This window comes from Corallococcus sp. EGB, from assembly GCF_019968905.1.
Lineage (GTDB): Bacteria > Myxococcota > Myxococcia > Myxococcales > Myxococcaceae > Corallococcus.
Window position 1 is genome coordinate 7,731,378 of the sequence record NZ_CP079946.1, and the last position, 24,879, is coordinate 7,756,256.

The 24,879-nt window shown below is 71.3% G+C and carries 26 protein-coding genes; 4 read left to right on the plus strand and 22 right to left on the minus strand.

The features are described from left to right. Positions 1-13: 13 nt before the first annotated feature. From KYK13_RS31345 to KYK13_RS31360, 4 genes are all read right to left on the minus strand, one after another. Positions 14-625: an MOSC domain-containing protein gene (locus KYK13_RS31345; RefSeq protein ID WP_223637252.1), complete on the minus strand. Its 612-nt coding sequence runs from the start codon at positions 623-625 to the stop codon at positions 14-16. 36 nt (positions 626-661) lie between these two features. Beyond that, positions 662-1,636 (minus strand): MBL fold metallo-hydrolase, encoded by a 975-nt coding sequence (locus KYK13_RS31350; protein ID WP_223637255.1) that lies wholly within the window; start codon positions 1,634-1,636, stop codon positions 662-664. 65 nt (positions 1,637-1,701) lie between these two features. Continuing rightward, positions 1,702-2,625 carry a DMT family transporter gene (locus KYK13_RS31355; RefSeq protein WP_223637257.1) on the minus strand — a complete coding sequence of 308 codons (924 nt, stop codon included), beginning with the start codon at positions 2,623-2,625 and terminating at the stop codon, positions 1,702-1,704. An 86-nt stretch (positions 2,626-2,711) separates the two neighbouring features. Then, a complete protein-coding gene (locus KYK13_RS31360; protein ID WP_223637259.1) occupies positions 2,712-3,689 on the minus strand; it encodes a GNAT family N-acetyltransferase in 978 nt (325 codons plus the stop codon). Positions 3,690-3,801: 112 nt separating this feature from the next. Between KYK13_RS31360 and KYK13_RS31365 the strand changes: the two genes are divergently transcribed. Next, on the plus strand, positions 3,802-4,362 hold the full coding sequence (locus KYK13_RS31365; protein WP_223637261.1) for a cytochrome c oxidase assembly factor Coa1 family protein: 561 nt from the start codon (positions 3,802-3,804) through the stop codon (positions 4,360-4,362). A 93-nt stretch (positions 4,363-4,455) separates the two neighbouring features. Here the strand turns inward: KYK13_RS31365 and KYK13_RS31370 are convergent, their stop codons facing one another. The 4 genes from KYK13_RS31370 to fsa all read right to left on the minus strand — a co-directional run bounded on the left by KYK13_RS31370 (position 4,456) and on the right by fsa (position 8,381). Continuing rightward, positions 4,456-5,421 carry an electron transfer flavoprotein subunit alpha/FixB family protein gene (locus tag KYK13_RS31370; protein ID WP_223637263.1) on the minus strand — a complete coding sequence of 322 codons (966 nt, stop codon included), beginning with the start codon at positions 5,419-5,421 and terminating at the stop codon, positions 4,456-4,458. Positions 5,422-5,465: 44 nt separating this feature from the next. Beyond that, positions 5,466-6,263: an electron transfer flavoprotein subunit beta/FixA family protein gene (locus KYK13_RS31375; protein ID WP_223637265.1), complete on the minus strand. Its 798-nt coding sequence runs from the start codon at positions 6,261-6,263 to the stop codon at positions 5,466-5,468. A 164-nt stretch (positions 6,264-6,427) separates the two neighbouring features. Then, positions 6,428-7,564, minus strand: a complete 1,137-nt coding sequence (locus KYK13_RS31380) for an acyl-CoA dehydrogenase family protein (protein ID WP_223637267.1) — start codon at positions 7,562-7,564, stop codon at positions 6,428-6,430. 151 nt (positions 7,565-7,715) lie between these two features. Continuing rightward, a complete protein-coding gene (fsa, locus tag KYK13_RS31385; protein WP_223637269.1) occupies positions 7,716-8,381 on the minus strand; it encodes a fructose-6-phosphate aldolase in 666 nt (221 codons plus the stop codon). 136 nt (positions 8,382-8,517) lie between these two features. On the opposite strand from fsa, the gene KYK13_RS31390 reads away from it, so the two are divergent. After that, entirely contained in the window at positions 8,518-9,594 is a 1,077-nt protein-coding gene (locus KYK13_RS31390) for an SIS domain-containing protein (RefSeq protein ID WP_223637271.1), read from the plus strand. A 12-nt stretch (positions 9,595-9,606) separates the two neighbouring features. Here the strand turns inward: KYK13_RS31390 and KYK13_RS31395 are convergent, their stop codons facing one another. The 9 genes from KYK13_RS31395 to mutM form a co-directional block, all read right to left on the minus strand. Beyond that, positions 9,607-10,980, minus strand: a complete 1,374-nt coding sequence (locus KYK13_RS31395; RefSeq protein WP_223637273.1) for a hypothetical protein — start codon at positions 10,978-10,980, stop codon at positions 9,607-9,609. Further along, positions 10,977-11,516 (minus strand): 2-amino-4-hydroxy-6-hydroxymethyldihydropteridine diphosphokinase, encoded by a 540-nt coding sequence (gene folK, locus KYK13_RS31400; RefSeq protein WP_223637275.1) that lies wholly within the window; start codon positions 11,514-11,516, stop codon positions 10,977-10,979. Before folK ends, KYK13_RS31395 begins: the two co-directional genes overlap by 4 nt. Beyond that, positions 11,513-12,280 (minus strand): fumarylacetoacetate hydrolase family protein, encoded by a 768-nt coding sequence (locus tag KYK13_RS31405; RefSeq protein WP_223637277.1) that lies wholly within the window; start codon positions 12,278-12,280, stop codon positions 11,513-11,515. Before KYK13_RS31405 ends, folK begins: the two co-directional genes overlap by 4 nt. Continuing rightward, positions 12,277-13,095 (minus strand): 4-hydroxy-tetrahydrodipicolinate reductase, encoded by an 819-nt coding sequence (gene dapB / locus KYK13_RS31410; RefSeq protein WP_223637279.1) that lies wholly within the window; start codon positions 13,093-13,095, stop codon positions 12,277-12,279. Before dapB ends, KYK13_RS31405 begins: the two co-directional genes overlap by 4 nt. A gap of 17 nt (positions 13,096-13,112) precedes the next feature. Continuing rightward, positions 13,113-14,000: a 4-hydroxy-tetrahydrodipicolinate synthase gene (gene dapA / locus KYK13_RS31415; RefSeq protein WP_223637281.1), complete on the minus strand. Its 888-nt coding sequence runs from the start codon at positions 13,998-14,000 to the stop codon at positions 13,113-13,115. 16 nt (positions 14,001-14,016) lie between these two features. Beyond that, a complete protein-coding gene (lysA, locus tag KYK13_RS31420) occupies positions 14,017-15,258 on the minus strand; it encodes a diaminopimelate decarboxylase (protein WP_223637282.1) in 1,242 nt (413 codons plus the stop codon). After that, entirely contained in the window at positions 15,255-15,470 is a 216-nt protein-coding gene (locus tag KYK13_RS31425) for a hypothetical protein (RefSeq protein ID WP_223637283.1), read from the minus strand. The genes lysA and KYK13_RS31425 overlap by 4 nt, the downstream gene beginning before the upstream one ends. A gap of 3 nt (positions 15,471-15,473) precedes the next feature. Then, the gene (locus tag KYK13_RS31430) at positions 15,474-17,330 is read right to left on the minus strand and encodes a TIGR04551 family protein (protein WP_223637285.1); all 1,857 of its coding nucleotides are present in this window, start codon (positions 17,328-17,330) and stop codon (positions 15,474-15,476) included. A gap of 79 nt (positions 17,331-17,409) precedes the next feature. After that, positions 17,410-18,315: a bifunctional DNA-formamidopyrimidine glycosylase/DNA-(apurinic or apyrimidinic site) lyase gene (gene mutM, locus KYK13_RS31435; protein WP_223637288.1), complete on the minus strand. Its 906-nt coding sequence runs from the start codon at positions 18,313-18,315 to the stop codon at positions 17,410-17,412. Between the two features lie 147 nt (positions 18,316-18,462). Here mutM and KYK13_RS31440 point away from each other — a divergent pair, with 147 nt between their 5' ends. Continuing rightward, positions 18,463-19,287 carry a M48 family metallopeptidase gene (locus KYK13_RS31440; RefSeq protein ID WP_223637292.1) on the plus strand — a complete coding sequence of 275 codons (825 nt, stop codon included), beginning with the start codon at positions 18,463-18,465 and terminating at the stop codon, positions 19,285-19,287. A gap of 29 nt (positions 19,288-19,316) precedes the next feature. On the opposite strand, the gene KYK13_RS31445 is transcribed toward KYK13_RS31440, so the two are convergent. Continuing rightward, positions 19,317-20,366 carry a YihY/virulence factor BrkB family protein gene (locus KYK13_RS31445; RefSeq protein ID WP_223637295.1) on the minus strand — a complete coding sequence of 350 codons (1,050 nt, stop codon included), beginning with the start codon at positions 20,364-20,366 and terminating at the stop codon, positions 19,317-19,319. A gap of 106 nt (positions 20,367-20,472) precedes the next feature. Next, positions 20,473-21,363 carry an MTAP family purine nucleoside phosphorylase gene (locus tag KYK13_RS31450; RefSeq protein ID WP_223637298.1) on the minus strand — a complete coding sequence of 297 codons (891 nt, stop codon included), beginning with the start codon at positions 21,361-21,363 and terminating at the stop codon, positions 20,473-20,475. 95 nt (positions 21,364-21,458) lie between these two features. On the opposite strand from KYK13_RS31450, the gene KYK13_RS31455 reads away from it, so the two are divergent. Then, a complete protein-coding gene (locus KYK13_RS31455; RefSeq protein ID WP_223637301.1) occupies positions 21,459-22,265 on the plus strand; it encodes a hypothetical protein in 807 nt (268 codons plus the stop codon). A 97-nt stretch (positions 22,266-22,362) separates the two neighbouring features. Here KYK13_RS31455 and KYK13_RS31460 read toward each other — a convergent pair whose 3' ends face one another. The 3 genes from KYK13_RS31460 to KYK13_RS31470 are packed head-to-tail and all read right to left on the minus strand — an operon-like array spanning position 22,363 to position 24,861. Then, entirely contained in the window at positions 22,363-23,298 is a 936-nt protein-coding gene (locus KYK13_RS31460) for a DMT family transporter (RefSeq protein ID WP_223637304.1), read from the minus strand. Further along, positions 23,271-24,296: a tRNA epoxyqueuosine(34) reductase QueG gene (gene queG / locus KYK13_RS31465; protein ID WP_223637307.1), complete on the minus strand. Its 1,026-nt coding sequence runs from the start codon at positions 24,294-24,296 to the stop codon at positions 23,271-23,273. The genes KYK13_RS31460 and queG overlap by 28 nt, the downstream gene beginning before the upstream one ends. A gap of 4 nt (positions 24,297-24,300) precedes the next feature. Next, complete coding sequence (locus tag KYK13_RS31470; protein ID WP_223637310.1) at positions 24,301-24,861, minus strand: cob(I)yrinic acid a,c-diamide adenosyltransferase; 561 nt, start codon at positions 24,859-24,861, stop codon at positions 24,301-24,303. Positions 24,862-24,879 lie beyond the last annotated feature (18 nt).

Genomic DNA, 24,879 nt, shown 5'->3' on the forward strand with positions numbered 1-24,879 from the left:
AGGCAGGGACGCTTCAGCCCACCGCCTCCGAGGGCGCGGAGGGCAGCGAGTACGTCACCGGCGGAGGCAGCATCACGCGCACCTCGTCTCCCGCGCGGATGAGGCCCGGGCGCTCCACCCAGCCCACCAGCCCGCGCTTCTGCCACGCGGCCTTCACGAAGCGGCCCGCCAGCCCCTTCAGGTCCGGGTGGTGCGCTTCAATCACGCGGCCGGGCCCCACGCAGGGCTGGTTCTCCCCTTCCATCACCAGCGTGGCCTCCTCCGGGAAGAACAGCCGCGTCCCCGGGGGCAGGTGCGTGAGCCGGGGCACGCCCACGAGCTCCAGGTTCGCGCCCAGCCACGACGCCAGCACGTGCGGCACGCCCAGCGTGCGCGCCACCTCCGCCAGCTCCTCGCGCGACACGAGGGAGAGCTGCCGCGTGTTGCGGATGAGGGTGCCCTTGGGGAACCACGGCGCGCGCACGTCCGCCTTGCGCGTGAGGCCCGCGTGGCGGTCTCCGACGATGCCCTCGAAGGTGACCCTCAGCTCCGGCACCTCCCGGGTGACGAAGCGCTTGGGTTCAGCGTCCGTGCACAGCAGCACGTTGGCCAGGTGTCCGGTCAGCGAGGGAGCAGGAGTGGGCATATCGAGCGCCCGTTCCAACACGCCAGCGAGCCGAAATCAAAACAGGGGCATCTGCCGTGGCTTGCCCAGCGGGCGGGCATCCGTGCCCGCGTCCCGCAGCGCCTGGGCCAGCTCCTCGGCGAAGCCGTGGCAGGTGATGACGTCCCGCGCGCCGGTGTCCTTCACGTAGCGCATGAGCGACGGGAAGTCCGCGTGGTCCGACAGCGGGAAGGCCACGTCCGCGCCGTAGCGCCGCGCGCCACCGGGGTCCATGGCCCACCCGGTGAGCACCGCCGTCGCGCGGGGCCAGTGCGGAGCCAGGGCCCCGCCGCGCGCCAGGTGCGGTGGGAAGAAGAGCACCTCGCCCGGCTCCACGCGGCCGTCATAGCGGCGCAGGTTGTCGATGGGGACCCCCAGCTCCGCGTACAGCTCCGCGACCTCGAAGATGGACGGGTGCGCGACGAGCTGGAAGCCCCGCAGGGCCAGCTGCTTCATCGCCTCCTGGCTCTTGCCCAGCGGATAGCCCAGCAACACCGGCGTCACGCCCCGGTTCAGCTGCGCACGCAGCCACGTCTCCACCTGCCCCAGCACCTCCGCACGCGGAGGGAAGCGGTAGCGCGGGTGCCCGAAGGTGGACTCGATGACCAGCGTGTCGCAGCTGGCCACCTCCGTGGCCTCCGCGGTGAGCGACGGCGCGGTGTTCAAGTCGCCCGTGTAGACGATGCGCCGGCCGTCCGCGCGCGTGACGCGCAGCTGCGCGCTGCCCAGGATGTGGCCCGCGGGCAGGAGCTCCAGGAGGAGCGGCCCCAACTCGAAGGGGCGGCGGAAGGGCACGGACAGCGGGGCCGCCACCGGCCCCAGCCGGTGGGCCATGAAGCGCAGCGTGGCCGCGGTGGCGATGGTGCTCTCATGGCGGGCGATGTGGTCCGAGTGCCCGTGGCTGACGAACGACAGCGGCGACTTACGCTTCGCGTCCAGCGACAGGGGCGTGCCCGTCAGGTGCAGGCCGTTGCGTCTCAGCTCCACGCTCATGGGATGGGCGCTGTCTATAGCGCGGCCCGGCCGCTCGCGCTCCCCCCACCCCGCGCGCCGGATGCTCAGGCGGCGGGCGTGCGGCCCCGTGCCCGCCATCCGTCCCACACCACCGTGCCCAGCTCGGACGCGAAGACGCCCACGACGATGAGCGCGCCGCCCAGCCACTCCTTCGCGCCCAGCACCTCGCGGCCCACCGCCACGGAGTAGGCCGAGGCGAACACCGGCTCCAGCGCGAAGATGAGCGCCGCGCGCACCGCGGTGGTGCGAGCCTGGCCCCACGTCTGGACGAGGATGGCCACCGCGCTCGCGAGCACGCCGCACGCGAGCACCGCCACCACCAACGGCGGGCTCCACTCCAGCCTGCGCTCCCCGAAGGGCAGGCACAGGGCGGACAGCACCGCCACGCCCACGAGCTGCACCGCCACCAGGCCCAGGGCGTTGTCCTTCGACGCGAAGCGCTCGGTGAGCAGGATGTGGCCCGCGTACGCCAGCGCACACCCGATGGACAGCCAGTCCCCCAGGTGCAGACCGCCCGCGCCTCCTGACGGCGCCTCGCCCTGGCCAGGCTGCGTCAGCCAGTACAGGCCCACCGCGGCCAGCACCACGCCCACGGTGGTGCCCCACCGCGGCAGGCGCCTGAGCAGCACCATGGACAACAGCGGGACGAAGAGGACGTTGAGGCCGGTGAGGAATGCCGCGCGCGACGGCGTGGTGGTCTGCAGCCCCACCGTCTGGAGCGCGAAGCACAGGAACAGCACCGTCGCCAGGAGCAACCCCTTGGGGATGATGCCGGGCGCGAACATCCGGCCGCGAGCGATGACGCCCAGCACCGTCGCGCCCACCACGAAGCGCAGCGTGAGGAAGGTGAACGGATCCGCGAACGCGAGCGCGTCCTTCACCACCACGAACGTCAGTCCCCAGAAGACGGTGAGGAGCACCAGCGCCCCGTCCGCCCGCCACCGCGCAGCCTCGCGCCCTTCAGACACCGGATCCGCCTTCCCTGCCCACGAGATGCGGCAGCACGCCCCGCCGTTTGGCCCAGCCGCCGGCGGAGCGCAACCCCCATCCCGCGTCAGCGGGGAAGCGGGCGGACCAGCACGACCAGCCGCTTGCTCCCCCCCGCCGCGTCCCACTGCTGGTTCGTGGCGGTGGTCAGCGCCTCGGACGCGGGGCGGAACCCCAGGCCGGAGAAGGTCCGCAGGGAGGCGGTGTTGTCCTCGTCGATGTCCGCGTGCAGCCGGTCCGCGCCCTGCCGCTCAACCTCCTCCAGGAGGCACCGCACCAGCGCGGTGGCCACGCCCATGCGCCGCACCCGGGGGGCCACCACCAGCGAGCGCACCCAGAAGCCGTCCAGGGACAGCCCCTCCTGGTGGTAGTCGTCCGCCCAGGCGAAGCCGAGCAGGTGCCCCTGCGCGTCGAACGCGCCCGCCGCCGCGCCCACGCGCCGCTCCGGAGGCAGGCCCCACCGGTCGCGCAGCTGCCGGCGCAGGAAGGTGCCGGACACCACCAGCCTTTCGGTGGCGAAGGCGAGCAGCGCGTCCAGGTCCTCCAGGCGCACCAGGCGGATCTCCAGCGGGCCCACGAACTGGCGGCGCAGCGGCTTCGTCCACCCGGAGAACAGGTCGCGCAGCTGGCGGAACAGCTTCCGGGACGCGGGCTGCGTCCACACGCCGGACAGCGTGCGCTGAAGGAGGAACAGCGCGGGCCGCGTGGGCCGGGGCAGCCGCACCACCCAGCGCCCGCGCTTGAGCGCGATGATGCGCCCCACCAATTCACCGCCCGCCACGTCCGTGCCGCCCAACAGCGACTCCGTCACCCAGGGCTCCGTGGACAACACCACCTGCGCGGCCAGCCGGGGCCCGTGCCGCACCAGCGCCACGTCCCCGCGCGCCAGCCGCTCCGGTCCACAGCGCAACAGCCGCACCGCGTCCCCGCTGCGCAGGAGCGGGTAGAGACACCGCCCCATGCCGCGCACCCACAGCCGGTGGCCGAAGGGCAGCGCCGCAAGCAGGTCCGCGAGCTCGGCCGTCGAGACGCCACCAGAGGGCATGACGCCCACTTTGTCATGAAGGCGCCCCCGAAACCCGCCCCCGGTGCAGGGCAGCCCCCGCTTCGTCCGGAACCGGCTATGACACGGCCCCACGTCCAGGCCAGGAGGGCCCATGCCGCCGACAAGTCCCGAGGGTGACTACGCACCCGTGCCCCGCCAGGGGTGGTGGAACCGCAACTGGAAGTGGGCGGTGTCCGTGGGCTGCCTGGGGCTGCTCGGCTCCTGCTTCTGCTTCGCGGCCATCGTCGTGGGCTGGGGCTACGCGTCCTTCAAGGACATGGGCGCGTACACGGAGGCCATCGCGGAGGCCCAGGAGGATCCACACGTGCAGCAGGCCCTGGGGGGCACCTTCAAGGCGGGCTTCCCCCGCGACTCCCAGGTGAGCAGCATCAACGGCCACACCCACGCGGAGTTCGTCGTCCCGCTGGACGGCCCCAAGGCGGACGGCACCCTGCACGCGGTAGCGGACAAGGACGACGACACGTGGACCTTCCGCACCCTCTTCGTCCAGTTGGAGGACGGCAGCCGCATCGACCTGCTCGAAACGGGCGAGGCGCCTCCCGAGGAGGAGGTGCCCCACGAGCTGGAGCCCGGCGTCCCCCCGAACGGGACCGAGCCCTCCGAGCCTCCGGCGCAGAAGAGGCCCGGCCACGACCACGACATCGAGCTGTAGGCCGCCCGACGCGACGAAGGGCGCGCCCCCGGAAGGAACCCGGCGACGCGCCCCTCGGATGTCGCGGTCCGCCGTCAGGACGGCGGAAGCGGCCTACTTCAGCTTCTGGATGCTCTCGCGCAGCGCGGGCAGGACCTTGAAGAGGTCGTCCACGAGGCCGTAGTCAGCCACCTGGAAGATGGGCGCCTCCGGGTCCTTGTTGATGGCGACGATGGTCTTCGAGGACTTCATGCCGGCCAGGTGCTGGATGGCGCCGCTGATGCCCGCGGCGATGTACAGCTTCGGCGCGACGACCTTGCCCGTCTGACCGACCTGCAGGTCGTTGGGAACCCAACCCGCGTCGCACACCGCGCGGGACGCGCCCACCGCGGCGCCCAGCAGGTCCGCCAGGGCCTCAATCTCCTTGAAGTCGCCCTTGGTGCCGCGGCCACCGGAGACCACCACGCTGGCCTCGGTGAGCTCCGGACGGGCGCTCTTCACCTCGTTGAAGGAGACGAACTTCGTCTTGGAGGCCTCCAGCTTCGGCTGGAAGGACTTCACCTCCGCGGAGGCGCCCGCGCCAGCGGCCGGGCTGAACTCCGTGGCGCGGATGCTGATGACCTGCACCGGCGTGGTGAGCTTCACCTCGGCGAACACGTTGCCGGCCCACATGGGGCGGGTGAACGTGATGTCCGCCCCGCTGCCGTTGATGCCGGTGATGTCGGTGGCCATGGCGGCCTTCAGCCGGGCGGCGACGCGCGGCAGCAGGTCCTTGCCCTGCGCCGTGGAGGCCGCGCCCACGAAGGACGCCTTCAGCTCCTGCGCCAGGCCCGCGACCACGGGGGCGTAGACCTCCGCCAGGTAGTGCTCGAACTCGGGAGCGGCGGCGGTGTGGATGACCTTGGCGCCGGTGCCCTTGAGCTCCTCCGCCAGCCTGGACGGGTCCTTGGAAAGGAGGACGAGGTGCAGCTCGGCGCCGGCCTTGTCGGCCAGCTGCTTGCCCGCGGCGATGGCGTTCAGGGAGGCCTTGCGCAGGTTCCCGTCCGGCTGCTGCTCGGCGACGATGAGGACGATGGACATGGTGTGTCTGTCTCCGGAATCGTTGGAAGGGTTGGCAGCGGCGGTCAGACGACCTTCGCCTCGTTGTGCAGCTTCTCCACCAGCGTGGCCACGTCCGGCACCTTGATGCCCGCCTTGCGCGCCGGGGGCGACGCCAGCTTCAGCACCTGGATCTTCGGGGCCACGTCCACGCCCAGGCCCGCCGGGGTCAGCTCCTCGATGGGCTTGCTCTTCGCCTTCATGATGCCCGGGAGGCTCGCGTAGCGCGGCTGGTTCAGGCGCAGGTCCGTGGTGATGACCGCGGGCAGCTGGACCTCCAGGGTCGCCAGGCCGTTGTCCACTTCACGCACCACCTGGACGCTCTTCTTGTCCGCGGACAGCACCACCGCGGGGACCTTGTTCTTCTCCTGGTCGCTCTCCAGCGACTCCACCTTGGAGGCGAACGTGGCCTGGCCCCAGCCCAGGAACTCGGCCAGGTACTGGCCCACCTGGTTCTGGTCGTCATCGATGGACTGCTTGCCCAACAGGACGACGTCCGGCTTCTCCTTCTCCGCGACCTTCTGGAGCAGGCCCGCGATGCCCAGCTGATCCAACGGGCCCGTGTGGTTCACCCAGATGGCGCGGTTGGCGCCCATGGCCAGCGCGTGGCGCAGCTGCTCCTGCACCTCCTTGCCGCCGATGGAGACCACCACCACCTCGCCGGTGTGCTTCGCCGCGAGGCGCAAGCCCTCCTCCACGCCGATTTCATCGAAGGGGTTGATCTTGTACTTCAACCCCTCCTTCACGATGTCCGAGCCGTCCGGCTTGACCTTGATCTTCGACTCGGGATCTTCCACGCGCTTGGCGGTGACAAGAATCTTCACGGCGGGCTTCTCCTCAGTGGGGAGTGTTTGGAAAGTCGTGGGCTTCGAGCGGCACCGGGCGCGACGTGACGTGCGTTGACGCGTCGCGCATCAGGGCCGGAGTAATAGACATCCGCACACGGCGGCGGCAACGGGAAAGCCCCGCCGGGCACAGTTTTGCTTTTCTACCTGAACAGTTCCTTCGCGATGACCAGGCGCTGCACCTGGCTCGTGCCCTCGTAGACCTGGATGAGCTTGGCGTCGCGCATCAGCTTCTCCACGGGGTATTCCTTCATGTAGCCGTAGCCACCGAACACCTGCACCGCGTCCGTGGCGACCTTCATGGCCATGTCCGCGGCGAAGCACTTCGCGTAGCTGGACTGGAGGGTGTTGCGCTGTCCCTCATCCAGCACCTGCGCGCTCTCCCAGGTGAGCAGGCGCGCGGCGTGGGTGTTCATGGCCATCTCCGCCAGCATGAACTGGACGGCCTGGTGCTCGCGGATGGGCTTGCCCATCGTGTGGCGCTGCGCCGAGTACTCCAGCGAGTGCTCCAGCGCCGCGCGCGCGATGCCAATGGAGATGCTCGCGGTGAGCGGGCGGCTGTTGTCCAGCGTGGCCATGGCGATCTTGAAGCCCTCGCCCTCTTCGCCAATGCGGTTCTTCACCGGGACACGCACCTCGTCGAACGTGACGGTGGTGGTGTTGCTGGCGCGCTGGCCCATCTTGTTCTCGTGCTTGCCGGTGGTGAGGCCCTGCGGACGGCCCTCCACGACGAAGCAGGTGATGCCCTTGTGCTTCTTGCCCTTGTCCAGCGTGGCGAACACGGTGAACTGCTCCGCGTAGCCGGCGTTGGTGATGAAGCACTTGCTGCCGTTGAGGACGTACTCGTCACCCTCGCGGCGCGCGGTGGTGCTCATGGCCGCCACGTCCGAGCCCGCGCTGGGCTCCGTGAGGCAGAAGCAGCTGAGCTTGAGCTTCTCCCCGAAGGGGGCCAGCAGCCGCTTCTTCTGGTCGTCCGTGCCCGCGAGGATGATGGGCAGGTTGGCCAGGTCGTTGGCGATGAGGGACGTGGCCACGCCCGCGCAGCCCCACGCCAGCTCCTCGCAGACGATGACCTGCTCCAGGTGCGTCAGGCCCACGCCGTTGTACTCCGACGGGATGGCCATGTTGAGCAGGCCCAGCTCGAAGGCGGCGGAGATGAGGTCCTTGGGGAAGTCGGAGGTCTCGTCGTAGTGCGCGGCCTTGGGGCGCACCACGTCACGGGCGTACTTGCGCGCGGCCTCCTGCAAGGCGCGCTGGTTTTCGCTGAGCTGGAAATCCATGGGGCGGGGCTCCGGGAGGGTTGATTCAAATATCAATCCGCTCCCCTGCCATACCGCTCCCGCCGCTCTGGCGCCAGCCCCCGCGAGGGTCCCCCCGTCGTTCCAGGGACACCGGAACACGGGACGGGGGGACGCCTGGACGCCCTGGGGACTACTTTCCGGCGGGCTTCGCCTGCTTGGGGACCTTCTCCCAGTCCGCGAGGAACTTCTGGATGCCCGCGTCGGTGAGGGGGTGGTTCGCCAGCTGGGTGATGACGTTGTAGGGCAGCGTGGCGACGTCCGCGCCCAGGCGCGCGGCCTGGAGGACGTGGACGGGGTTGCGCACGCTGGCCACCAGCACCTGCGTGGTGAAGTCGTAGTTCTGGTAGATCTCCAGGATGTGGGCGATGAGCTCCATGCCGTCCTGGGAGATGTCGTCCAGCCGGCCCACGAAGGGCGACACGTACGTGGCGCCGGCCTTGGCGCACAGCAGGGCCTGGTTGGCGGAGAAGCAGAGGGTGACGTTGGTGCGGATGCCGTCGGCGGTCAGCGCCTTGACGGCCTTCATGCCCTCCACGCCCATGGGGATCTTCACGACGACGTTGTCGTGGATCTTCGCCAGGCCCTGGCCTTCCTTGATGAGCTCCGGGGCCGTCAGCGAGACGCACTCGGCGCTGATGGGGCCATCCACGATGGAGCAGATTTCACGGATGGTCTCCTCCAGCCCGCGGCCGACCTTGGCCAGCAGTGACGGGTTGGTGGTGACGCCGTCCACGCAGCCCATCTCGTGGGCCTTGCGGATTTCGCCGACGTCCGCGCTGTCGATGAAGAACTTCATGCCGTCCCCTTGCTTTCCGGTGGTGAAGAAGGTGTCCCGGCCACGGGCGGCCGGGCGGGCAGGCCGTAGCCCAGGCCCCCCCATGCGTCAAGGATGGCCGCCCACGCGGAGGCTGGAGTAGAGGTAGCGCCCAGCCATGGCCCGCGCCCCCCGCTCCACCGCCAAGAAGCAGCCCCGCCTGCGCGCCCTCCCCGGCCGCGCGCCGCCCCCCGCTCCCGCCCACCCCCAGGCTCAAAGCTTGGACGACGAGGCCGCGCTCACCTACGCGCGCGGCGTGCTGGAGGCGGAGGCCCGCGCCATCCTGGGCGTCACGGACCGGCTGGGGGACGCGTTCCTGCGCGCGCTGAAGCTCGTGCGCGACTGCCCGGGGCAGGTGGTGGTGACGGGCATGGGGAAGGCGGGCCACATCGGCCAGAAGCTGTCCTCCACGCTGGCGTCCACCGGCATCCGCTCCGTGTTCCTCCACCCCGCGGAGGCCGTGCACGGCGACCTGGGGCGCGTGGGCCCGGGCGACGTCATCCTCGCGCTGTCCAACAGCGGCAGCACGGAGGAGCTGCTGCGCCTGTTGCCCCTCTTCAAGCGCATGGGCGTGCCCGTGGTGGCGCTCACCGGGGACGCGGACAGCCCGCTCGCCAAGGGCGCGGAGGTGGTGCTGGACATCGGGCGGATTGAAGAGGCGTGCCCCATGGGGCTCGTCCCCACCGCGTCCACCGCCGCGCTGCACGCCGTGGGCGACGCGCTGGCGATGACGCTGCTCCGCTCGCGCCCCTTCGGGCGGGACGACTACGCGCTCCTGCACCCGGGTGGGAAGCTGGGGCGCTCCGTGCTGCGCGTCTTCGAGCTGATGCGCACGGGCCCCGCGAACCCGCTGGTGCTGGACACCGCGCGGCTGTCGCAGGCGGTGGTGGTGATGACCAACACGCCGGGCCGGCCGGGCGCCGCGTGCGTGGTGGACCGCGACGGGAGGCTGGAGGGCATCTTCACGGACGGCGACCTGCGCCGGCTGGTGGAGAAGGGCCACACGGACTTCGAGGTGCCGGTGCGGCAGGTGATGGGCAAGCGCCCGCGCTGCATCACGCCGGACACGCTGGTGCTCACCGCCGCCGCGCAGATGCGCGAGCTGAAGGTGGACCAGCTGCCCGTGGTGGACGTCGAGGGCCGCGCGGTGGGCCTGCTCGACGTCCAGGACCTGCTGGCCGCGAAGTTCGTCTAGGGAAGCTGGGGGCTACCGCGACAGCTTCGCTTCCAGCTGCGCCTTGTTGGGGTAGTCGGGCACGTCCTGGGCCAGCTTCTCCCAGAGCGCCCTGGCGCCCTTCGCGTCGCCCTTGGCGAGCAGCGTGTCGCCCAGCTTCTCCACGGCGGCCGCGTCCGACTGGAGCGCCACGCTCCACACGCGCGCGCCCATGGGCCGGCCCAGGCCCACCAGCGCCCAGGCCATGCCCGCCTTCGCGCGGCCGTTCTCCGGCTGGAAGGGCACCACGCGGGTGTAGTTGGACAGGGCCTCCTGGTAGCGGCCGTGCGCCAGGTGCTCCTCGCCCTCCTCCACCAGCTTCGCGAGGCCCGCCTCGAGCTCCGGCGTGCGCTCGGTGTTCTTCACCGCGTCCACCATCTCCGGCGACAGCGGGCGCGGCGCGTCCGGCGGCATCGCGGCGGCCTGCGCGGTGGACTGCGACAGGCGCACCTTGCGGTCCGCGGCGCGCGAGGCGAGCCACTTCTTGCGGCCGCCCGCCTTCACCGTCTCGTCGATGCGCCCGCTCAGCTCGCGGGCCATGGGGGCGCGCTGGGATTCCGGGTGCGCCGTCACCATCGCGTCGAAGCCCTCGCGCGCCGTCTTCAGCGCCTGGAGGTCCTCGCCCTTCGTCTCGAAGAGCACCGAGGAGTGGGCGTAGAGCGCCTCTTCGTGGCGGGGCTCCACCTCCAGCACGCGCGCGTACATCTTCAGCGCGCCGGCGCTGTCACCGTTCAGGTACAGCGCGTTGCCGCGCAGCACGTCCACGTCCAGCGCGGGGGCCAGCGCGGCGAGCGCGCACGCCGCGGCGCCCGCGGTGTCCCCGGACTTCGCGCGGGACTGCGCCACGGACTCCATGGCGTCCAGCGCCTGGCCCGGCGTGAAGCCGCAGTTCGCGGCCTCCGGGGTGGCGATGGGGGCCTTGCCCAGCTTCTTCCGGGACGCGAGGAACAGCGAGCGCAGCCCCTCCGCCTTGGCCTGCGCCTGGCCCAGGTAGGCCAGCGCGTCCGCGTTGCGGCCGTTCGTGTAGTAGAGCTTGCCCAGCGACGAGGCGATCTCGAAGGTCTTCTCCCGCTCGCGCAGGCCTTCGGACGAGTCGAGCTGCTTCATCAGCTCCTCGGCGGAGGGCGGCAGCTTGTTCGTGTCCACCGCCGGGTGGCCCGACGGCAGCGGCGCGCCCGGCGCCACGGGAGAGCCCGCGGGCATCGTGGGGTGGCCGGGAGGCAGCGCGCCGTTGGCGGCATTGGAGCCAGGGCCCATGCCGGTAGGCGAAGCCTGGGTGCCGGGCGGAATCGTGGGGTGGCCGGGAGGCAGGGAGGAGGGCTCGGCCGCGAGCAGCGCGGTCGTGGCCAGGACGAGGGACAGGCTCATAGTTCGTGGATGGGGAAACGGGCGCCCATGTCGGGCCAGAAGAGGGCCTCGCGCTTGCGGACGTCCTGGGGGGCGAGCTTCGCGAGCAGCTCCTGCACCGTCACGCCCATCACCGGGTGGCGGGCCTGGGGGGCCAACTCCGCCAGGGGCTCCAGCGCGAAGCGGCGCTTGTGCAGCTCGAGGTGGGGCACCTGGAGGTTCGCATCCGCGACCACGGAGTGGTCCTCCTCGTCCCACAGGAGGATGTCCAGGTCGATGGTGCGCGGGCCCCAGCGCTGCAGCCGGCGGCGGCCCAGGTCCAGTTCGATCCGCTGGAGGATGCACAGCAGGCGCTGCGGCGTCAGGTCGCACTCCAGCGCCACCACGGCGTTGAGGAAGCGCGGCTGCGCGGGCCCCACCGGGGCCGAATCATAGAGGGAGGAACAGCCCAGCACCGACACCGCGTCGATGCACGACATCGCGGCGAGGGCGGCCACGAGGTGGGACTCACGGTCGCCCTCGTTGGAACCCAGTCCTACATAGACGGTCGCACTCAAGGCTCCATCTCAACCGGATTCACCAGGGTCCCGATTCCCTCCAGCTCCACCTCCACCGTGTCCCCGGCCTTCAGCGCGCCCACGCCGGACGGAGTGCCCGTGCTCACCAGGTCGCCGGGCAGCAGCGTCATGATGTGGGAGATGAAGGAGACCAGGCGGGCGGCGCCGAACACCATGTCGGACGTGCGGCCATCCTGGCGCACCTGCCCGTTCACCCGGCACACGACGCGCAGGTCGGCCGGGGACAGGCCCGTGACGGCCCAGGGGCCCGCGCAGGCGAAGGTGTCGTAGCCCTTGGCGCGGGTGTGCTGGATCTCCTTGCGCTGGATGTCGCGCGCGGTGACGTCGTTGAAGGCGGTGAGGCCCCAGATGGCGCGCGCGGCGGTGGCCTCGTCCGCGTTCTTCAGGCGCTCGCCGATGACGAGCGCCAGCTCCGCCTCGTAGTGGACCTCCTGGCTCGCCTTGGGGATGCGGATGGGCGAGCCCGGGCCGTTGAGCGCGGTGGAGGGCTTGGTGAAGATGAGCGGCTCCGTGGGGATGGGCTTGCCCATCTCCTCGGCGTGCTTGCGGTAGTTCTGCCCGATGCAGACGACCTTGGACGCGTCCGACGGCGTGAGCAGCGTGAGGCCCTGGAGCGAACGGCGCAGGCCCGTCTCCTTGCCGCCGGCCCACGGCGCGGCGGTGAGCACCACCACCTCGTTGCCGTCGACGCGGCCGTAGCTGGCGCGGCTGTCGACCTGGAAGCGGCAATAGCGGGCGGTCATGTCTTCCCCTGGAGGCCGAGCACGTCGGCCATGTCATAGAGTCCTGGCGCGCGGCCCGCCACCCAGCGCGCGGCTCGCAGCGCCCCTTGCGCGAACTGGTCGCGGTTCGTCGCGCGGTGGGTGAGCTCGATGCGCTCGCCCTCGCCAAAGAAGTACACCGTGTGCTCGCCCACGACGTCCCCGCCGCGCAGCGCCTGCACGCCGATCTCACCGGGCGGCCGTGCCCCCGTCTGTCCCTCGCGTGCGAAGGTGAGGTCGTCCTTCGTGCGGCCCAGCGCGTCCACCAGCACCTCCGCCAGCTTGAGCGCGGTGCCGCTGGGCGCGTCCTTCTTCATGCGGTGGTGCGTCTCCAGCACCTCCACGTCGAACGAAGGGCCCAGCACCCGCGCCAGCTCCGCCGCCATGCGGATGACCAGGTTGACGCCCACGGACATGTTGGGCGCCGCGACGATGGGGATCCGCTTCGCGTGCTCCTGAAGCTGCGCGCGGCCCTCGGGCGTGAAGCCCGTGGTGCCCACCACCAGCGCGACGCCGCGCCCGGCGCAGACCTTCGCGTGATGCAGCGTCGCCTCCGGGCCGGTGAAGTCCACGACGACGTCCGCCTTCGCGCCGTCCAGCGCGCGGCCCAGGTCGTCCTGCGCGAGCACGTCCAGCGGAGCGCCCAGCCGGGCCACGAGCCCCGCGTCCTGTCCGGACAGCGGGCTGCCCGGGCGCACCGTGGCGCCCACCACCGGCAGGTCGCTGGCGGCCGTGGCCAGGCGCACCAGCGTGCTGCCCATGCGACCGGAGATGCCGGTGATGACGGTGCGGGTCATTGGCGCGCGCCCCTTCTTCAGGCCTTCAGCAGGCCCAGCGTGGACAGCTCGGCCTTCAGCTTCGCGGCGTTCGCCTCGCCCATGGGCACGAGCGGCAGGCGGATTTCCGGGCTGAACATGCCCATCAGGTGGAGCGCCCACTTCACCGGGATGGGGTTGGACTCCACGAAGAGCAGCCGGTGCAGCGCGTTCATCCGCACCTGGAGCTCGCGCGCCTTCGCGATGTCGTTGCTCCGCGCCGCCGCCACCAGGTCCGCCATCATGCGGGGCGCGACGTTGGAGGACACGGAGATGACGCCCTTGCCGCCGCACGCGATGAAGGGCAGCACCGTGAAGTCGTCACCGGACAGGAGCGTCATCCGGTCGCCGCACTTCTCCACCAGGTCCACCGCGCGGATGAGGCTGGCCGTGGCCTCCTTCAGCGCCACGACCTCCGGGATGTCACACAGCTGGAGCACCGTCTCCGGCAGGAGGTCCACGCCCGTGCGGCCCGGCACGTTGTAGGCGATGAGCGGGAAGCCCGGGTGCGCCTTCGCGATGGCGCGGTAGTGCTCCACCAGGCCCGCCTGCGTGGGCTTGTTGTAGTAGGGCGTGACGATGAGCGCGCCGTCGGCGCCCACCTCGCGCGCGCGGCGCACGGACTCAATCGTGTCGCGCGTGCTGTTGCTGCCCGCGCCCGCCACCACCGGCGCCCGGCCCTTCGCCTCGTCCACGACGACGGCGATGGCGCGCGCGCGCTCGTCCGCGTCCAGGGTGACCGCCTCGCCCGTGGTGCCCATGGGCAGGAGGACATTCGTGCCGCCCGCCAGCTGGTAGCGGACCAGGGCGCGGAAGGCCCCCTCGTCCAGCGCACCGTCGAGGAACGGAGTGGCCAGCGCCGTCATGGAGCCTTCGAAGGTCTTCATGCCGGCGCTTATATGTTCAGGCCCGCTCGCCGCGCCAGAGATCCTCGACGCGCTCGCGCTCCCGTACGACACGCCAGGCTGCTCCATCCACCAGCACCTCCGCCGGCCGGGGCCGCGAGTTGTAGGTGGAAGCCATGCTCATCCCGTAAGCCCCCGCGCTCATGAAGGCGTACAGGTCGTCCTGGCGGGGCAGCACCAGGGGGCGCGCCCGCGCGAGCACGTCGGTGGACTCGCACACCGGCCCCACGACATCCACCTCCACGTCCCGGCCGCGGCGCCTCACCACCGGCTGGAGGTCGTGGTGCGCCTCGTAGAGGGCCGGGCGCATCAAGTCGTTCATGCCCGCGTCCACCACCACGAAGGTGCGCGCCTGCGTGGGCTTGCGGTACAGCACGCGCGTGAGCAGCACGCCCGCGTTGCCCACCAGCGCCCGCCCGGGCTCCAGCAGCAGCGTGGCGCCCGTGCCCTCCGTCGCGGCCAGCACCGTGCGCGCGTACTCCTGGGGGCTGGGCGGCGTCTCGTCCGTATAGGTGATGCCCAGCCCGCCGCCCACGTCCAGGTACTCCAGCGCGTGCCCCTGCGCCTTGAGCGTGGAGTAGAGGTCCGCCACCTTGGTGATGGCGGCCTTCATGGGGGCCGTGCGGGTCAGCTGCGAGCCGATGTGGCAGTCCAGCCCCAGCGCCTTCAGCCCCTTGAGCTTCTTCGCCTTCGCGTAGAGGGCGACCGCCTCCTCGAAGGGCACGCCGAACTTGGACGTCTTCAGGCCGGTGGAGATGTAGCGGTGCGTGCGCGCGTCCACGTCCGGGTTCACGCGCAGGGCGAACGGCGCGCGCCGGCCCAGCTTGCGCCCCACCGCGTCCAGCGCGTCCAGCTCCTCCGCGCTCTCCACGTTGAAGAGCAAGAGGCCCTGGGCCAGCGCCTGGGCCATCTCGTCCGGCGTCTTGCCCACGCCCGCGAACACCGTCTTGCCGGGCTCGCCGCCGGCCTGCTTCACGCGCGCCAGCTCGCCGCCGGACACGATGTCGAAGCCGCTGCCGTGCTTCGCGAAGAGCCCCAGGATGGCCAGGTTGGAGTTGGCCTTCACCGAGTAGCAGATGAGGTGCTTCTGTCCCTGGAACGCCTCCGTCACCGCCTGGAAGCGCTCCGTGAGCGCGGCGGTGGAGTAGACGTACGTGGGGGTGCCCACCGCGTCCGCGATGGCGGACAGGGGCACCTGTTCGGCGTGCAGCACGCCCTTCTGGTGGTGGAAGGCGCTCACTCGGGCAGCCCGGCGTCCGTGGAGGACGGAGGCACCGTGGGGCCCGAGGGCTCCACGGGCCCGTGCGGCGGCTCCTGCTGGGGCGCCGTCTGCGCCGTGGGAGCGGGCGGCGGCGCAGGCCGGGGCGCGCGCGGGTTGCCCTTGATGCCGCACGCCACCAGCGCGAACCCCAGGCTGGTGGCGGCGCACAGCCGCGGGAGGGACGCGCGCATGGCCTAGAACCGGATGGCCAGCGTGCCGCGGATGGCGTGCGCGGTGCTCAGCTTCTGCGCCGGCAGGCCGAAGTCCTTCAGGCCGTCCAGGGGGAAGAGGATGCCGTAGTCGATGCCCGCCACGAAGCCGTCCTCGGTGACGTAGCGCGCGCCGACGTCCGCCTCCAGGCCCAGGCTCTTGCTGATGTAGGACGGCGTGGACTGCGCGTAGAACGCCTGCGAGTAGATGACGCTGCCGTAGACGTCGAAGCCCTCCGCGATGGAGTACTTGAGGCTCGGCCGCACGTAGAACGCGTCCGTCACGCCATTGAGGATGGACCGCCACAGGATGAGGTCCACGCGGTAGTCGCGGTTGAAGCGGAAGTTGCGGATGGCGTTGTCGCTGCAGCCGCTGTTGTCGCAGCTGTACTGACGGCCCTCCACGTCGCCCGGCGCGGTGTTGCCATCCGGGCCCGTGCCCTGGCGGCCCGGGTAGTTGCCGAAGCCCGGCGCCCTGTCACCGGAGGCGAAGCCCAGCTCGACGCCCAGGTGCAGCTTGTTCTCGATGACGTGGAAGTCCGACTTGAGCACGCCGCCGAACTGCGCGACGCGCAGCGACTGGGTGGTGGAGTCGTTGGCCGCGAGGGCGCGCCCGTCGATGGAGCCCAGCTGCGCGGCGAACTCCGCCTCGATGCGGAACTTCCGCTCCGCGTACAGGAACCACAGGTCCGGGATGTAGAGCGTGGCGCCGCGCGGGACGAAGGTGGGCGCGGTGACGTTGACGGGGATGGTGGGGTTGACGTCCGTGAACGGGACGCCCGTCTCCCCCAGCGTCGCGTAGCGCTGCGTGCGGTAGGTGAAGTACAGGCCGTAGTTGAGGATGCCCTGGTTGTTGTCCAGCTTGGCCTTCTGCTGCTGCTCGGTGTCGCGCCGCGCGATGGCCAGCACCAGGCTGTGCGCGTCGTCGGACTGGGTGAGGTCCACCGGCTCGCCCTGGGCGTTGGCCTTCGCCGTGGACAGCCCCTCCGAGTTGAAGTCCAGCATGGGCGTCACGTACCAGCCGGCGAACGGCTCCGTGACGAACTGGATGCGGTCCACCGTGTCGCCGTAGTCGCAGTCCAGGCAGTTGCCGTCATTGCGCAGCATGCCCAGGCCCCACTGGCTGCCCATGCGGCCGAAGCGCAGGATGCCCACCGGCGTCGTCACCTCGCCGTACGCGCGGCGCACGACGACGGAGTCCTTGAACGCGTTGATGGCGGAGGTGGTCGGGGACTGGTTCTCCGAGAAGATGGTGAAGTTGTTGCGCCCATCCCCGCTGTAGGCGCTGTCCGGGTTGGAGCCCAGGAGGACGTTGTCCAGGGCGTCCACCTGCGCCTTGATGCGCACGTCCTCGGAGACGTTGAAGGACGGATCCAGGCGGAAGCGCATGTTGGCGCCCGCCTGGGTCTTCTCGCCGGGGCGCGGCGAGCGCGTCCACAGCTGGCGGCCCAGGGGCGTGCCGGCCGGCAGCGGCGCCTTGCCCAGGGCGAAGTTGTAGAAGAGCGTGGGGCGCACGCGCAGGTAGCCGTCCAGCGTGAACAGCTCCAGCTTGCGCTTCTCCTCCGTCCACTCCTCCTGCCAATCATTGTTGGCCACGGCCTGGGTGGCCGTCTGGGCGCGGATGTCCTCGCGCAGCTCCTGACGCGTGGCCTCCAGCCGCTGTTCCAGCTCCTCGCGGCTGACGCCTTCGGAGGTGGGGGCGGCCGGGGCCGCGGGGGAGGTGGCCCCGGCGGGCGCCGACTCCTGGGGTGCTGCCGAGGGCGTGCCACCATCGGGCACCGGCGTCTGCGCGGCGGCCGTGGACGAGGCGACGAGCAGCGCCGCCAGCAGGACGTGAGACATGGTCAACGGTCTCCGGGGCCGCGACATGACGCGGCCGGGTGTAAAGGGCGGGCGATTCAAGCCATGCACCCCTGGGGTGTCAACGTCTACGGGATCGGGTTTTCGGGCCGCTGACGGCAGAGGCCTTCTTTCCCTTCCCTTCCGCCGTCCCCTTCTGGGACGCGCGGGAGCCAACCGTGGTGAGCGGCTGACATTTCGGACAGAAATGCGTGGTGCGCCCACCCTGGGTGAAGGACTCCACCTGCGTTCCGCACTTCGAGCACGGCCCTCCGGCCCGCCCGTAGACGCGGAAGCGGTTCACGGAGCCGGCCTCCTCCAGGTAGGTGATGTCCTCGCCCTCCTGTTCCTTGAAGGCGAAGTCGAACGCGGCGTGGATGGCCCGGGCCAGGTGCTTCCAGTCGTCGGGCGTGAGGGTGCCGGGCTTGCGCGCCGGGTGCAGCCCCGCGCGGAAGAGCGCCTCCGCGGCGTGGATGTTGCCCAGGCCCGCGACGCGGCCCTGATCCATCAGGGCCACCTTCAAGTCCTGCTTCGAGTCCCCCACCGCCTCCTGGAGCTGGGGGCCGGTGAGCCCGTCGGTCAGCGGATCCCGCCCCAGGGCCTTCACCGCGGGCAGTTCCCACAGCGCCTTCGCGGGCACGGGCGCCATGCGGCCGAAGAGGCGTGGATCACTGAAGTGGACCACGTGGCCGTCATCCAGGTGGAAGCGGGCGCGGCTGTGGGGGACGCGCTCGCCCTCCTCGCGGCGCACGAACTTGCCCGTCATGCCCAGGTGGGCCATCAGGCCTTGGCCGCCCTCCAGCGTGAGGAGGAGGTACTTCCCCTTGCGTTCCAGGGCCGTCACACGCCCGGTGAGCCGGGTGAAGTGGGCCTGCTCCGCGCCCCGGAAGACGCGGGTCGCATCCGCTTCCGCGCGCACGATGCGCCGGCCCTTGAACCAGCGCTCCAGGTTGCGCCGGGCGATCTCCACTTCCGGTAGCTCAGGCATCTCTGGCGCCGGGCATACCACCGGACTGTTTCCGGCGCATGTCCCCCGGTGGATGGGGACCGGGGAAGGCGCTTGCCCGGGGCATGGGGGTGTGGCTACGACGGGCGACGGAAAGCCTCCCACCCCAACCCGAAGGAACACTCGCCCATGCAACGGATGGTCACCGCACTCCTGACCCTCACCCTGGCCTCGGGCCTCTCCACGGGCTGCGCCAAGCAGCGCGTGGGCGCGGAGAAGGCGCTCGCCAAGGCGCTCATCTCCGACGAGCAGGAGAACCAGCTCGGCCTCCAGGTGAAGCAGGAGCTGGAGACGAAGGAGAAGGTCAAGTACGTGGAGGACCCGCAGGTGCTGGAGTACGTCCGGGGCATCTCCGCGCCCATCCTCGCGCAGGCCAACAAGGACCGCCCCGGGGTGAAGTGGAAGGTCAACGTCATCGACGACCCGAAGACGGTCAACGCCTTCGCCACGCCGGGCGGCTTCCTCTATGTGTACACGGGCCTGTTGCTCACGGCGGACACGGAGGCGGAGCTGGCGGGCGTGATGGCGCACGAGGCGGGCCACGTGGTGGGCCGGCACTCCGCGCGCGCCATGGTGAACGCCTACGGCCTGCAGGCCATCACCCAGGTGGCGCTGGGCCAGAACCCGGGCACCGCCGCGCAGATCGCCGCGCAGCTGGCGGGCGGCGGGCTGCAGCTGGCGCACGGCCGCAGTGAGGAGACCGAAGCGGACGAGTACGGCGCGAGGTACGCCTCCGCCGCGGGCTTCGACCCCAACGGCCTCATCAGCTTCTTCCAGAAGCTCCAGAAGGAGCAGGGCTCCACGCCGGGCATGCTCAAGTGGCTGTCCACGCACCCCACCAACGAGGACCGCATCTCGCACCTGCGGAAGCTCATCGCGCAGGAGGGCCTCAGGGGCAACCGCAACACGCCGGGCGGGCTGCCGGCCATCCAGGCCAGGCTGCGCAAGCAGTAGGCCCGCGGTTCCTTCCGGCCCCGGCGCCTTCAGTGCACGGACGGGGGCTCGTTCCCGTCCGGCAGGAGGCCCGGGGGCTCGGGGTCCTTGCCCTCCGCCACGCGGCGCTTGCGCCTGAACAGCGCGAGCCGCGTCTTCCGGGCGCTGGCGGCGCTCTTGGCCGCGCCGGGCGTCTTGAGGGGCGGCTCCAGGGGCGCGGGCTGACCGAAGTCGCGCGCGCCCTTCGCCTTCCCCTGCGCGGAGGCGTGCTCCAGGATGGCGTTGAGCTCCCCTCCGAGGATGAAGATGAGCCCGGAGAGGTAGAGCCACAGCAGCAGCACCACCACGCCGCCGATGGAGCCGTAGGTGACGTCGTACTTGCCGAAGTGCTCCACGTACTGGGTGAAGCCCCAGGTGCTGCCCAGCCACGCCAGCGTGCCGATGACGGAGCCCGGGGTGATGTACTTGAAGCGCTGCTTCACGTCCGGCAGCAGGTAGTAGCAGAGCGACAGCATCAGCATCACCAGCGCGGCGGTGAAGGGCCAGCGCAGCCAGGACCAGACGAGGTGGAACTCGTCGACGAGCGCCAGCTTGTCCGCCACCCACGCCCCCACGCGCCCGCCCAGCAGCAGGATGGTGAAGGAGAGCGGGATCAGCAGGCCGCCCATCAGCGTCACCAGCAGCGCCAGGCCCTGCGTCTTCCAGTAGGGCCGGGACTCGGACACGTCGTAGGCCAGGTTGAGCGCCTTGCGCAGGGCGTCCACGCCGCGCGAGGCGGTCCACAGCGCGACGAGGAGACCCACGGTGAGCAGCTTGGGGCGCGTCTCCCCGACGATGGACTGCAGGTGCTGGCTCACCACGTTCAGCGCGTCGCCGGGCACCAGCGGGCGGATGCGGTCCATCATCGCGTCCACCGCGCCGGGCGCGAACGGCAGGTACGCCACCAGCGTGACGAGGAAGAACAGGAACGGGAACAGCGAGAAGATGAAGTAGTACGACAGCTGCGCCGCCACGTCGGTGACGGTGTCCTCTTCAATCTCCTTCCAGAAGCGCCGCGCGAACTCCCTCCACGTCAGGTGCTTGAGCCGTGGCAGCCCCATGTGGGTCCCCTCCGGGTCTGTGGGGAGCCAATGTGGGGACGCGCCGCGCTTTCGGCAGCAGGCGGCCGGACGAGCGCTCGTGCAGGGCCATGCCGCGTGTTGAACGCTAGACGAGTCCGGAGGGCAGGTAGCGGCCCAGGAGCGGACGCAGGCGGCTCTTCACCTCCGCGGGGATGCGGGTGCGGTCGGTGAAGATGGCCAGCGCGAGCGCCCTGTCGCAGCGGCAGGTGGCGGGCGTGCTCGCGATGCGGGGCAGCGCGCGGCGCAGGAGCGCGGCGCCGTGGGCGGTGACGGCGTCCAGGCGCTGGGCGAACTGCGGCAGGAGCGCCTCGGGTTCCTGGCCCAGGGGCTGCGGGCGCCAGGAGTCGTGGTCGGTGGGCAGCGCGATGAGGGCGTAGTGCAGCTCCGCCTCGCGGGCGAGCCGCGCCTCCGGCATGGCGGTGAGCCCCACCAGGTCCGCGCCCCATGTGCGGTACAGCTGGCTCTCCGCCTGGGTGCTCAGGGAGGGGCCCTCGATGCAGACGTAGGTGGCGGACGGATGCACCACGGTGTCGCCCTTGCCGGCGGCGTCGGCGAGCGTCTGGCGCAGGGTGGCGCAGAAGGGCTGGGCCAGCTCCACGTGCACGGCGACGTCGTCGTAGAAGGTGCAGGGGCGGCGGTAGGTCCGGTCGATGACCTGATCCGGCAGGGCCAGGTGGAGCGGCTGGATGGACTCGCGCAGGCTGCCCACGGTGCCGGTGGCGACGACGTGGGTGACGCCGAGCGTCTTCAGGGCGAAGAGGTTGGCGCGGTAGGGGGCGCGGGTGGCGTTGTGGACGTGGCCCTGGCCGTGGCGGAAGACGAAGACGATGGGGACGCCGTCCAGCTCCGTGGAGATGAGCGGCGTGCTGTGGGGCCCGAAGGGCGTCTCCACGGAGAGGTGCTCACCGCGCCCCTGGAGTCCCAGGGCCTGGTAGAGGGCGTGGCCCCCGATGATGCCCACCTTGACCGCCGGCATGCGTCTCCTCTCGCCCGGTCGCCGGGCGTGGGCCTGACGATATCGCGGGGGGCTCGCCCGGGAAGCGAGGAAGACTGGTAGGTTTCACATTTGCCATGCGTCTTCTTCCGCGCCTCATCGCCCTCAGCGTCCTCCTTGGAACCCCTGCCCTGGCCGGGACCGTCCCGCCCGGCTGCGAGGAGGACGCCGCCACGTGCAAGGAGGACTGCACCATCGAGTACGGCGGCAATGGCGCGGCCATCAAGAAGCTGACGCGCTGCTTCGACGGCTGCCTCCAGCAGCGCACGCAGTGTGCTCGCCAGTTCAACGCGGTGAACAACCGGGCGCCGGACGCCCCGGAGGCCGCGCCCGAGCGCCGGATGGGCAAGACGGAAGCGGCCAAGCTGCGCGACATCAAGGAAAAGGACCGCCGCCGCGACGACGACCCGTTCGGCGACGACGAGAACAAGCCGGTGCGCGCGCGGCCGGTGCGCGACTCCTACGACGAGCCGCCGGAGCCGACCCCGGAGCGCACGAGCTTCCGCGCGGCGGACGTCCTGGACCCGAAGCCCGCGAAGCCGCAGGCCCCCGTCCCCGCGAAGGCCGCCGAGCCCGCGCGCCCGCCGCCCCCGCCCTCCCCTGCCGTGGCGCCCGAACCGGAGCCCCGCCGCTCGCAGGCCCCGGACATCGAGGCCTTCGCGGAGCCGCCGCCGCGCGCGGAGCCGACCCCGCGCAAGCCCGAGCCCAAGCCCGTGGTCGCGGAGCCCGCGCGGCCGAGCCACTCGGACGACGAGGACGCGCCGCCCCCGCCGCCGGTGGCGAAGAAGGAGCCGGCGCCCCGCCCCGCGCCGCCGCCGCGTCCCGAGATTCCGAAGGAGCCCGCGAAGAAGGACATCTCCGAGTGGGACCCCAACGGGGACTGACGCGGTCGCCCACCCAGAGAGCAACCAGAAGCCCTCCGCGAGGCGGCCCGCCTTCGGAGGGCTTCCTTCTTCCGGGTGTCACTGCGGTGTGAGGCGGTCAGCCCGCGCGCACCACCACCGGCGCGGCCTTCACCGGCGCGCCCTGCGTCAGCCGCACGCCCACGAGCACCAGCGCGCCTCCCAGCGCCAGCTCCCAGTGCAGCGCCTCCTCCAGGAAGAGCCACGCGACCAGCGCCGTCACCGCCGGTTGCAGGTTGGAGAAGATGGCCACGCGCGACGCGGGCACCTTCGACAGCGCGTAGTACCAGAGCAGGTACGCCACCACGGACGTCATCAGCCCCAGGTACACGATGGAGCCCTTCGCCAGGGCGCTGGCGGCCCACACCGCCGAGGGCTCCAGCACGAACGGCACGAGCGGCAGCTGCAACGCGGTGGCAACGGTCATCGTCCACGCCGTCGCGCGCAGCGCCCCGTGCTCGGAGGCCAGCGGCTTGCCCTCCGTCGTGTAGACCACCCACGCCACCACCGCCGCGAGGATGAGCAGGTCTCCCTCCAGCGTGCCCCGCGCGCTCGCCAGCCCCCGGCCCAACAGCAGCACCACCACGCCCGCCAGCGCCGTGAGGATGCCCGCCGTCGTGCGCGTGGACGCGCGCTCCCGTCCCAGCACCAGGCTGGCCACGTACACGCCCAGCGGCGTGAGCGCGTAGAAGAGCGCCGCGTGCGCCGCCGTGGAGCGCGACAGGCCGGAGAAGAACAGCGTCTGGTTCACCGGCCCGCCCATCAGCCCCAGCAGCACCACGCGCGTCCACGCGCTTCTCGGCGGCAGCTTGGGCCCCGGCGTCAGCGCGAGCAGCGTCACGAACGCGGCGCCGCAGACGAGGAAGCGCCACAGCACCACCGTGAAGGGCGACAGCTCCGTCATCGCCCGCTTGGCGGCGAGGTACGTGCCCGCGCTGATCAGCACCTGCAACGCCAGCGCGGAGTACACCCGCCCGAGCGGCGGCGTCACGGCTCCAGTTGCAGAAGCGCCCATCGTGCGGCGCTGCGTACCAGCTCGCTGTCGTCGCCGCTGAGTTTTTCGAGCAACGGCCGCGCGTGCACCTGCCGTGCGACGCCCAGTGCATAGACAGCGTTGCGCCTCAAACCGTCGTACCGCGCGCGCGCCAGCGCCGTGCCCGGGATGAGTTCCTTGTATTGCTCGGGAGTCAGCGCCGCCAGCTCCAGCGTGCCCAATGACGCCACCGCGCGGGGCACGAAGCGCTCGTCGTCCGCGAACACGGGCTTGCGGTTCAGCGGGCACACCTGCTGGCAGATGTCACAGCCGAAGATGAGGTTGTCGAACTTGAGCCGGAACGCCTCCGGGACGTCGCGGTCGCGGTTCTCGATGGTCTGGTACGACAGACACGCTCTCGCATCCACCTGCCGATTGCCCACCAGCGCGCCCGTGGGACACGCCATGAGGCAACGTCGGCAGGAGCCGCAGCGGTCCGCCACCGGCCCTTCCGCGTACGCGTCCACCTCCGCGTCCAGGATGAGCGTGGCCAGCAGCACCCAGGAGCCGTGCGACTCCGTGATGAGGCAGCCGTTCTTGCCCACGTAGCCCAGGCCGCCGCGCGCGGCCCAGACCTTCTCCATCATGGGCCCGCTGTCCACGCCGCCGTAGGTGCCCAGTCCTGGGTACCAGGCGTTGAGCGTCTTGCGGAACGCCTTCATCCGGTCGCGCAGCGTGGAGTGGTAGTCGCGGCCCCTCGCGTACCGCGCGATGGGCGAGCCCTGCGCCGGTTCATCGTCCCGCCAGTAGTTGTTGGCGAAGGACAGCACCGTGCGCGCGCCCGGCAGCAGCACCGACACGTCGAGCCGCTCCTCCGCGCGCGACCCCATCCAGTCCATGTCCGCGTCGTAGCCGGCCTCCAGCCACGACATCAGCGACGACGGAGGAATGGGCTCCGCCCGCGCGAAGCCGATGAGGTCGAAGCCCACGTCCTGGGCGAGCTGCCTGAGCCTGGCAGTGGGCAGTTGCGTCGCGTACACGGCGCTACTTTGACGGCTTCTCGGGGATCCACTTCACGTCCGGCAGTCCGGCGCGGAAGTTCACCAGCCGGGCCACCACGAAGAGCAGGTCCGACAGGCGGTTCAGGTACATGGACACGGCGGGCGGGGCCTTGTCCTCGCGAAGCAGCGTCACCACGCGGCGCTCGGCGCGGCGGCACACCGTGCGCGACAGGTGCAGCGCCGCGGCCGCGGGCGCTCCGCCGGGGAGGATGAAGTGCGTCATCTTGGGCAGCTCCTCCTCGTAGCGGTCGATGTGGCGCTCCATCTCCTCCACCCACTCCGGGCGCAGCTCCGGGATGTGGGCCGCCGCCTTGGTGTGCGGCGGCGTGGCCAGCACCGCGCCCACCGTGAAGAGCTGGTCCTGGATGCGCTGGAGGAAGTGGTCCAGGTCCGCCGGCAGCGGGAACGTGCGGGCCAGGCCCAGCGTGGCGTTGAGTTCGTCCACCTCGCCGTAGGCGTCCACCAGCGCGTCGTCCTTCGCCACGCGGCCACCGCCGAAGAGGCCCGTCTCTCCGGCATCGCCGGTCTTCGTGTAGATCTTCATGGCAGCCCTTTTTATAGC

What these genes read in the sequence shown, in the direction of transcription:
- KYK13_RS31425 (WP_223637283.1), bottom strand. Translation starts at nt 15,470, where the DNA reads ATGCGCGCGTCCCTCCCGCGGCTGTGCGCCGCCACCAGCCTGGGGTTC.
- KYK13_RS31350 (WP_223637255.1), bottom strand. Translation starts at nt 1,636, where the DNA reads ATGAGCGTGGAGCTGAGACGCAACGGCCTGCACCTGACGGGCACGCCC.
- KYK13_RS31430 (WP_223637285.1), bottom strand. Translation starts at nt 17,330, where the DNA reads ATGTCTCACGTCCTGCTGGCGGCGCTGCTCGTCGCCTCGTCCACGGCC.
- KYK13_RS31360 (WP_223637259.1), bottom strand. Translation starts at nt 3,689, where the DNA reads ATGCCCTCTGGTGGCGTCTCGACGGCCGAGCTCGCGGACCTGCTTGCG.
- KYK13_RS31440 (WP_223637292.1), top strand. Translation starts at nt 18,463, where the DNA reads ATGCAACGGATGGTCACCGCACTCCTGACCCTCACCCTGGCCTCGGGC.
- KYK13_RS31345 (WP_223637252.1), bottom strand. Translation starts at nt 625, where the DNA reads ATGCCCACTCCTGCTCCCTCGCTGACCGGACACCTGGCCAACGTGCTG.
- KYK13_RS31470 (WP_223637310.1), bottom strand. Translation starts at nt 24,861, where the DNA reads ATGAAGATCTACACGAAGACCGGCGATGCCGGAGAGACGGGCCTCTTC.
- KYK13_RS31395 (WP_223637273.1), bottom strand. Translation starts at nt 10,980, where the DNA reads ATGAGCCTGTCCCTCGTCCTGGCCACGACCGCGCTGCTCGCGGCCGAG.
- mutM (WP_223637288.1), bottom strand. Translation starts at nt 18,315, where the DNA reads ATGCCTGAGCTACCGGAAGTGGAGATCGCCCGGCGCAACCTGGAGCGC.
- dapA (WP_223637281.1), bottom strand. Translation starts at nt 14,000, where the DNA reads ATGAAGACCTTCGAAGGCTCCATGACGGCGCTGGCCACTCCGTTCCTC.
- KYK13_RS31460 (WP_223637304.1), bottom strand. Translation starts at nt 23,298, where the DNA reads ATGGGCGCTTCTGCAACTGGAGCCGTGACGCCGCCGCTCGGGCGGGTG.
- KYK13_RS31405 (WP_223637277.1), bottom strand. Translation starts at nt 12,280, where the DNA reads ATGACCGCCCGCTATTGCCGCTTCCAGGTCGACAGCCGCGCCAGCTAC.
- dapB (WP_223637279.1), bottom strand. Translation starts at nt 13,095, where the DNA reads ATGACCCGCACCGTCATCACCGGCATCTCCGGTCGCATGGGCAGCACG.
- KYK13_RS31365 (WP_223637261.1), top strand. Translation starts at nt 3,802, where the DNA reads ATGCCGCCGACAAGTCCCGAGGGTGACTACGCACCCGTGCCCCGCCAG.
- KYK13_RS31370 (WP_223637263.1), bottom strand. Translation starts at nt 5,421, where the DNA reads ATGTCCATCGTCCTCATCGTCGCCGAGCAGCAGCCGGACGGGAACCTG.
- KYK13_RS31455 (WP_223637301.1), top strand. Translation starts at nt 21,459, where the DNA reads ATGCGTCTTCTTCCGCGCCTCATCGCCCTCAGCGTCCTCCTTGGAACC.
- KYK13_RS31380 (WP_223637267.1), bottom strand. Translation starts at nt 7,564, where the DNA reads ATGGATTTCCAGCTCAGCGAAAACCAGCGCGCCTTGCAGGAGGCCGCG.
- KYK13_RS31390 (WP_223637271.1), top strand. Translation starts at nt 8,518, where the DNA reads ATGGCCCGCGCCCCCCGCTCCACCGCCAAGAAGCAGCCCCGCCTGCGC.
- KYK13_RS31450 (WP_223637298.1), bottom strand. Translation starts at nt 21,363, where the DNA reads ATGCCGGCGGTCAAGGTGGGCATCATCGGGGGCCACGCCCTCTACCAG.
- fsa (WP_223637269.1), bottom strand. Translation starts at nt 8,381, where the DNA reads ATGAAGTTCTTCATCGACAGCGCGGACGTCGGCGAAATCCGCAAGGCC.
- KYK13_RS31445 (WP_223637295.1), bottom strand. Translation starts at nt 20,366, where the DNA reads ATGGGGCTGCCACGGCTCAAGCACCTGACGTGGAGGGAGTTCGCGCGG.